1 protein-coding gene is annotated in these 396 nt (G+C 64.1%); it reads right to left on the bottom strand.

Features of this window, described 5'->3' with window-relative positions; all coding sequences use genetic code 11:
• Nucleotides 1-123 precede the first annotated feature (123 nt).
• Nucleotides 124-258 (bottom strand): entericidin A/B family lipoprotein, encoded by a 135-nt coding sequence (locus tag SM191_RS19640; RefSeq protein WP_007405456.1) that lies wholly within the window; start codon nucleotides 256-258, stop codon nucleotides 124-126.
• Nucleotides 259-396 lie beyond the last annotated feature (138 nt).

The following is a 396-nucleotide window of genomic DNA, read 5'->3' as shown; positions in this document are numbered from 1 at the left end:
CCGTTCAGCCTGAGCGAAGTCGAAGGCCAAGGGACCTCACTCACCCCCGGCACCACCCCATAACGAAAAAGGGCCCCGACGCTGTCCGTCGAGGCCCTTTTGCCTGTCAGCCGGGTGAGGGGCTTACTTGGCGTCGTCCGCCGTCTTGGCGACCGTGTTGCCCGCCGAGCTGACGTCGCGACCCACGCCTTCGACGGTGTTGCAGGCGCTGACCAGCAGCGCACCGGCGACGATCGCCAGACCCATGAGCTTACGCATTCTCTGTCTCCTCTACGAAATCCGTCTCGGCCCAATGCCTCAACACGGCATTCGTTCCGGTGCTGTCACGGATGATCGGAGAAGGCGGTGAAAAAAGATTAAGGCCTGGAAGCGTCCACCCTCCCCCCCCCCCGGGGC

It is taken from the genome of Sphingomonas sp. 2378 (genome assembly GCF_038084995.1).
GTDB lineage: Bacteria > Pseudomonadota > Alphaproteobacteria > Sphingomonadales > Sphingomonadaceae > Sphingomonas.
Note: the sequence above shows the minus strand (reverse complement) of the source record. Positions and strands in the feature narration are given on the sequence as shown.